At 70.6% G+C, this 6,654-nt stretch carries 9 protein-coding genes and 1 riboswitch; of the genes, 2 read left to right on the plus strand and 7 right to left on the minus strand.

What is annotated here, in order from left to right:
- Positions 1-10: 10 nt before the first annotated feature.
- The 6 genes from ACODR1_RS07245 to ACODR1_RS07270 form a co-directional block, all read right to left on the minus strand.
- Positions 11-796 carry an alpha/beta fold hydrolase gene (locus ACODR1_RS07245; RefSeq protein WP_488879855.1) on the minus strand — a complete coding sequence of 262 codons (786 nt, stop codon included), beginning with the start codon at positions 794-796 and terminating at the stop codon, positions 11-13.
- A gap of 78 nt (positions 797-874) precedes the next feature.
- Positions 875-1,966 carry a redoxin domain-containing protein gene (locus tag ACODR1_RS07250; RefSeq protein ID WP_488879856.1) on the minus strand — a complete coding sequence of 364 codons (1,092 nt, stop codon included), beginning with the start codon at positions 1,964-1,966 and terminating at the stop codon, positions 875-877.
- 26 nt (positions 1,967-1,992) lie between these two features.
- A complete protein-coding gene (locus ACODR1_RS07255; protein ID WP_488879857.1) occupies positions 1,993-3,006 on the minus strand; it encodes an alpha/beta fold hydrolase in 1,014 nt (337 codons plus the stop codon).
- Positions 3,007-3,015: 9 nt separating this feature from the next.
- A complete protein-coding gene (locus ACODR1_RS07260; protein ID WP_488879858.1) occupies positions 3,016-3,480 on the minus strand; it encodes a DUF6130 family protein in 465 nt (154 codons plus the stop codon).
- Entirely contained in the window at positions 3,473-3,988 is a 516-nt protein-coding gene (locus tag ACODR1_RS07265) for a DUF1097 domain-containing protein (RefSeq protein ID WP_488879859.1), read from the minus strand. Before ACODR1_RS07265 ends, ACODR1_RS07260 begins: the two co-directional genes overlap by 8 nt.
- 111 nt (positions 3,989-4,099) lie before the next feature.
- A complete protein-coding gene (locus tag ACODR1_RS07270; protein WP_488879860.1) occupies positions 4,100-4,531 on the minus strand; it encodes an organic hydroperoxide resistance protein in 432 nt (143 codons plus the stop codon).
- 154 nt (positions 4,532-4,685) lie between these two features.
- On the opposite strand from ACODR1_RS07270, the gene ACODR1_RS07275 reads away from it, so the two are divergent.
- Positions 4,686-5,156, plus strand: coding sequence for a MarR family winged helix-turn-helix transcriptional regulator (locus ACODR1_RS07275; RefSeq protein ID WP_488879861.1), 471 nt, complete (start codon positions 4,686-4,688; stop codon positions 5,154-5,156).
- 35 nt (positions 5,157-5,191) lie between these two features.
- Here ACODR1_RS07275 and ACODR1_RS07280 read toward each other — a convergent pair whose 3' ends face one another.
- Positions 5,192-6,088 carry a helix-turn-helix domain-containing protein gene (locus tag ACODR1_RS07280; RefSeq protein WP_488879862.1) on the minus strand — a complete coding sequence of 299 codons (897 nt, stop codon included), beginning with the start codon at positions 6,086-6,088 and terminating at the stop codon, positions 5,192-5,194.
- 198 nt (positions 6,089-6,286) lie between these two features.
- A riboswitch (cyclic di-GMP riboswitch) is annotated at positions 6,287-6,366 on the plus strand.
- Positions 6,367-6,458: 92 nt separating this feature from the next.
- On the opposite strand from ACODR1_RS07280, the gene ACODR1_RS07285 reads away from it, so the two are divergent.
- On the plus strand, positions 6,459-6,654 hold a 196-nt coding region (locus ACODR1_RS07285), incomplete at its 3' end, for a hypothetical protein (protein ID WP_488879863.1).

A 6,654-nucleotide genomic window follows, 5' to 3' on the forward strand; every position in this document is an offset into this window, starting at 1 on the left:
TTCGGTTCGTTCACTGGGCCTTGGCGCCGGTCTCGATCAGGGTCGAGACCGCGTGCGGGTGCGAGATCATCACCACGTGCGAGGCGCCCGGCACGGTCACGACCTGCCTGGCATGCGCGCGCTCAGCCATGAACGCCATGGCGGTCGGCGGGATGTTGCGGTCGCCGCCGCCCCAGACCCACCACGACGGGATCGTCTTCCAGGCGGCCGAGACGGCCTTCTCGCCGCCGGCGGCGTCGGTCAGCGGGCGTTGGGCGATCGCCATCAGGCGAGCCTTGGCCAGCGGCACGTCGGCGGCGAACTGGGCGGGGAACTTGTCCTGCTGGATATAGAGGTCGTGGACGCCGCCGGGCAGGTCGATCGGCTTGTCGAGGGCGGCCGGCAGGGTCGAGCCGGGGAATTTGCCGGCCAGCTCGAAGGTGCTCTCGCCGACCTCGGGGGCGAAGGCGGCGACATAGACGAGCGCCTTGACGTTGGCCGCGCCGTCGGCGGCGGCCGAGATCACCGTGCCGCCATAGGAGTGGCCGACCAGCACGACCGGGCCGGGGATCGCGTTGATCACCGTGCGCACGGCGGCGGCGTCATTGGCCGCGCCGCGCAGCGGATTGGCGGCCGAGACCACGGGGTAGCCGTCGCGCCGCAGGTCGGCGACCACGCCGTCCCAGCTGCTGGAGTCGGCGAAGGCGCCGTGCACCAGGACCACCGTCGGCTTGGCGGCGGGCGGCGCAGCGGCCTGGGCGGCGGCGAAGCCGGTCAGGCTCAGCGCGACGGAAAAGAGGAGGGCATTCTTGGACATCGGAGGTTTCCTTGGAGGCGTGCGGAAGGGTTCGGCCGTGAGGCCGTCTGGGGGTGGCGTTGGGGGAAGGTGGCCTGGCTAGCCGAAGGTGAAGGCGTAGGCGCGGACGCCGGGATCGAGGAGCTCGATAGCAAAGCCGCGATCGGCGACGGGCCGTGTCTGGCGGACGAGCTGGTACATGCGTGGCCGGTCGATCACGCCGGTTCCGTCGCTCGCCACGTCCCAGCCGTGGTCGGGACCTGGCGGCTGGCCGTCGAGGCGGACGCGATAACGCACGGGTCGGCCGGGCTGGTCGGGGGCGAGCACCATGTGCAGGTCACGGGCGTGGAAGCGGCTGGCGATCACCGCGCCGGGCGCGAGACTGGTGGTGAACTCCTCGCCGGCCCGCCACTCGCCGGAGAGGCCCCAGCGGTTGAGGTCGAGGGCGCCGGGCGGGCGGTAGGCCTTGGCGGCGTCCTGGCGCAGACCGCCGGGCGAGGCGAAGGCGTCTGCCTTTCCCCAGCCGATATAGCTTTCGGGCGAGCCCAGCTCGGTGAAGTCGGGCGCGGCTTCGGGGCCGACGGCCTTGATCGGCGACAGGCCCTCGGCGATCGCCGGACCGGGAGTTTCGGCCAGCAGGGCCTGGATGCGGCGTTCGTGGCGGTCGTAGTCGCCTTCGCCCGCCGCATGGCCGCGCACCTTGCCGTCGGCGCCGACGAAGTAGAAGGCCGGCCAGGCGTTGTTGCCGTAGGCCCGCCAGATCCGCCAGTCGCTATCGAGCACGACCGGGAACGGAACGTCCAGGTCGACAAGGGCCTGGCGCACGTTGGCGAGGTCCTTCTCGAAGGCGAATTCGGGCGTGTGGACCCCGATCACCGCCAGGCCCCGGTCGCGATAGCGGGCGTGCCAGGCGCGCAGATAGGGCAGGACCCGCAGGCTGTTGATGCAGGAATAGGTCCAGAAGGCGACCAGCGCGACCTTGCCGGCCAGGGCCTTGGGCGTCGGCGCCGGGCCGTTCAGCCATTGCGGCGACAGGGAAAGGGCGTCCAGCGCCGACGAGGACCCCGAGGTCCAGGCTAGGGCCTTGCGGGCCGTCGGCAGGCCGATGGCGGCGGCGACCGACAGCGGCGCGAGGCCGACGGCGGCGACCTTCAGCCAGTCGCGGCGGGAGAGATGTTCGGATCGGGTCACGATGACCGCTCCTTGAAAGCGAGGCTTCAGGCCGCCCAGCGGGCGACGTCCAGGACGGCGCGGGCGAAGTCGCGCGGCGCTTCCTGGGGCAGGTTGTGGCCGACGCCGCCGCCGACATCGCGGTGCTCGTAGCGGCCCTTGAACTTGCCGGCATAGGCGGCCGGCGGCGGGTGCGGGGCGGCGTTGCCGTCGCCTTCCATGGTGATGGTCGGCACGGTGATGGCCGGGCCTTGGGCCAGCTTGGCCTCCAGCGCGTCGAAGCGGGCCTCGCCCTGCGCCAGGCCCAGGCGCCAACGGTAGTTGTGGATGGTGATGGCCACGTGGTCGGGATTGGCCAGCGAGGCGGCCGAGCGGGCGAATGTGGCGTCATCGAACGCCCACCTGGGCGAGGCCGTCTTCCAGATCAGCCGGGCGAAGACGTCGCGGTTCTGGGCGTAGCCCTTCGCGCCGCGCTCGGTGGCGAAATAGAACTGGTACCACCAGGAAAGCTCGGCCTCGGGCGGCAGGGGCGCGGCGTTGGCCGCCTGGCTGCCGATCAGGTAGCCGCTGACGCTGACCAGGGCCGAGCAGCGGTCGGGCCACAGGGCCGCGACGATGCAGGCCGTGCGCGCGCCCCAGTCGAAGCCGCCGATGACGGCCTTGTCGATGCTCAGCGCGTCCATCAGGGCGATGACGTCGACGGCCAGGGCGGCCTGCTGGCCGTTGCGTGGGGCGGCGTCCGAGACGAAGCGGGTGGTCCCATAGCCGCGCAGGTGCGGGACGATCACCCGCTTGCCGGCCGCGGCCAGGATCGGGGCGACCTCGGCGAAGGCGTGGATGTCGTATGGCCAGCCGTGCAGCAGGATCACCGGCGCGCCGTCGGCGGGGCCAGCCTCGGCATAGCCGATGACCAGGTCGGGCGTCGTGACCTGGCGCAAGGTCCAGGCGGGCGGTGGCGCGACGGCGGTGGCGGCGACGGCGCGCGAGGCCAGGCCAGCGGCGCCGGCGATGGCGACAGCCTGCAGCAGGCGGCGGCGGGGCAGGTCGAACTTCGAGGTCATGGGGCGTGCCTAGTGCTGGTGGCCGGCAGGGGCGGCCGGAACGACGAAGCGGATCGTGGCGCTGTCGAGCGGGCGATGATTGGCGTCGGCGAGCGTGATTTGAACGCTGTGCGACCCGGGCGTCAGGCCGACCAGGATGATCGGCTCGCCGCTGGCGTCGGCCCAGTGCCAGGGGGCGTCGTCGACGGTGACGTGGACGTGGCCGATGCGGGGCGTGACGGACAGGGCGGCGGAGCCGAACACCGGCTGGATGCGCAGGTTCTCGGCCCGGTACTGGATGAACACCCGGCCCAGGGACAGGGGACCCGGCAGGGGCGGATCAACCACCAGGCGCGCGGGCGGCTGGGGCGCGGCCAGAGGCGCGACACCGGCCGGGCCGAGCACGTCTGCGGCCGACAGGTTCGGCAGGCTCTGGGCGAGGGCGGGACCGGCCAGCAGGGCGGCGGCCAGGGCGAGGAAGAAGCGCTTACGCATGGCGAACCTCGCCGGCGCGGGCCACGGCGTCCTGGGCGAAGGCGGCGATCGCGCAGGCCGCGCCGCCGATGGCCGCCGAGGTCCCCAGCATCGCCAGGGTCGAGGTCGAGGGGGCGAGACCCGAATAGAAGAAGCTGGTCAGGCCCAGGAAGTAGGCCAGCGGATTGTTGATCGGTTCGACCTCGCGCAGGGACAGCACGACGATGACGACGCCGATCACGGCGACCGGCGTGGCCAGCAGGCCGAGCATAGGGGTCATGGCCCCGATCAGCAGGGCGGTTCCGGCGCCCAGGGCCAGGCCCAGCAGGTGCGAGACGGTGTTGGCCAGGCCGCCGCGCAGGTCGTCGCCCGCCAGGTTGAAGGCGGCCCAGCCCAGGAACATGGCCGGCGGCGGGAGCATGACCGAGGTCACGCCCAGGGTGGCGATCCCCGCGACGGCGGCGACGCTGAGCGAGACGGCGTGGAACTGCGCGGACTGCGGCGTGGCGAAGGCGGTGAGGGCGGACATGAGCGTTTCCTTGGGATCGGGGAGGGCGGATGGCGGCGCTGCGGCTCTAGGGCGAAGAGGGGCAGCGCCTCGGGTCTTCCTGGTCAGATCTGGCGAGCCAGATCAGGCGGATCAGATCAGGTTCAGGGTCACGCCGATGTTGCCGCGCGTGGCCTTGGAGTAGGGGCAGGTCTGGTGGGCGGCCTCGACCAGGGCGCGGGCGACGTCGGCGGGCAGGCCCGGCAGGCTGACGTTCAGGCGGGCCTGCAGCTGGTAGCCCTCGCCCGACTTGCCCAGGTCGACCTCGGCGTCGACGGCGACGTCGGCGGGCAGGGTCACGCCTTGGGCGCGGGCGGCCAGGCCCATGGCCCCGATGAAGCAGGCCGACCAGCCGGCGGCGAACAGCTGCTCGGGGTTCGTGCCGGCGCCAGCGCCGCCCGGGGGCGACAGGCGGACGTCCAGCTTGCCGTCGTCGCTGCGGGCCGCGCCGTCGCGGCCGCCGGTGACGTGGGTGCGGCCGGTATAGAGGACGGTGTCGACGGTGGTTTGAGGAGCGGTGGTCATGTCGATTTCCCTTTCAATCGGATCCGATATAATCGGTACCGACTTCATAGATCGAAGTTTCGCACATCGTCAACCTTCCGATTTGATCGGATCCGATTTATATTTGTCTCGAACCGCCGCGAACCGCCCGCGGCCCCCTGAACGCAAGGCTCCGATGACGACTTCCGACCTGCCTGTCGCCCCTTTGGGCAAAGCCCCCAGGCTCGCCGACTTCCTGTGCTTCGCCGTCTATTCGGCCAATCTGGCCTATGGCCGGGCCTACAAGCCGATCCTCGACGAACTGGGCGTGACCTACACCCAGTGGATCATCATCGTGGCGCTGTGGGAGGAGGACGGCCAGAGCGTGAAGAGCCTGGGCGACAAGCTCTTCCTCGAGAGCAACACCCTGACCCCTATCCTCAAGAAGCTGGAGAGCCTGGGCTTCCTGCAGCGCCGCCGCGATCCTGCAGACGAGCGCCAGGTTATCATCAGCCTGACGGAGGCCGGCCGCGCGCTGCGTGAGAAGGGCGGCCAGCGGACCCTGGTCAAGGCTACGGGCCTGGAGCCCGACGAGTTCCGCCAGGTGCAGAAGACCATCACCCGCGTGCGCGACAACCTGATCACTCACGTCGCCAACGACGCGTGATCGACGCGCTCCCTTAGGGGGCTGGTGGTTCGCGTCTAGATGTTGTCGGGCTGGCGTGCGGCCCTGGCCTCGGTCGGCGAGACGCCGAAGCGGCCGCGGAAGGCGCGCGAGAACTGGCCGCTGCTGGAGAAGCCGAAGTCCAGGGCGATCTCGGTGACGCTGGCGGGCTCGGCGCCGACCAGGGCGCGCCAGGCCGCGTCGAGGCGGCGGGCGCGGATGGCGCTGGCCACGCCGCCGTCCTCGGCGAACAGGCGGTAGAGATTGGCGCGCGAAACGCCGAAGCGCAGCATCAGGGTCTCGGCGTTGAGGGCGGGATCGGCGAGGCGGGAATCGATGAATTCCAGCATCCGCTCGCGGAAGCGACGGCCCAGGCGGGTGGCTCCGGCCGGGGGCGTTTCCGGCCGCCGGCGGGCCAGGGCCATGGTCAGCACCTCGATCAGGGCGGCCTCGGCGGCGTCTGAATCGTCGGCCTGCAGGCCCTGAGCGACAGCATGGACGTCGACGATGAAGTTGCGCAGCAGCCTGGCCAGCGGATCGTCGGCGCGCAGCACCAGGCCGTGCAGGCTGTGGCCGCCGGCGACGCGGTCGATCGGCTGGCGCGGGGCGATCACTGTCAGCCGCGCGCCGCTCGAGATCTCGGACGCATAGGGGCGGGCCAGGTCGAAGATGCAGATGTCGCCGCTGCTTGCCGCGATCATCGTGCCGTCGCAGTCGCCGCGCAGGTCGCCGGAGGTCAGCAGTTGCACGCAGTACCGATCGAGGCCGCCGGCGATGATCTTCCGTCGCTGAAGATCGTCGCGATGCTTGGTCGATGCGCAGTTTTTTACATCAATGTTGGTGAAGGTGCGCGGCTCCAGATAGAGCTCCCGCCAGAACACGCTTCGAGAACATGGTTCTTCGAGGTCTGTCGACAGCAGCAGGCCTTGGCGCATTAACGAAAACTCTCGATGACCAGGGCGCTATTACCTGTCTGGTCTGAAACAACTCCTAATAGCTAATCGAGATTCGCGTGTCAGTTGAGACGTATTGCAGCGTGCCGTGAGACGCCTCGCACAGCAAGTCGTTGCAGAATGTGCAAATGAACCCTCAGCGCTGAAGCCCGGAGCACGGGCCGCGCGCGACGGACTTCCAGTCCGAAAAGGCAAACCGCCGGCGACGGCGGGACGCAAAGCCTCCGGCCTCAGATCCCTGAGGTAGCGGGGCCGCCGAAGGGGAAGACGCCGTCGCCGCCCGCGCCGTCGCGTCATCCCCCTTGTTCGCAATCAGGTCCCGTGAAGGGCCGCAATGGGGTGAGTGAGCGTCATGAGCAAGGCTGTCGAGCCGGTCGGTTTCCAGGGTGAGTTCAACGCGGAGCGCGGCGTTATGTCGCGCCGCCGACGGTTGGGCACCGCGGCCTCGGGCGTGGCGCTTCTGACCGCGCTGTCGATGGCGGGGGCGATGGTCCCGGCCGTGGCCCTGGCCGACGGCGGAAGCTCGAACCGGGTCGTGGCGGGCGCGG

This window comes from Caulobacter sp. FG7 (genome assembly GCF_057808875.1).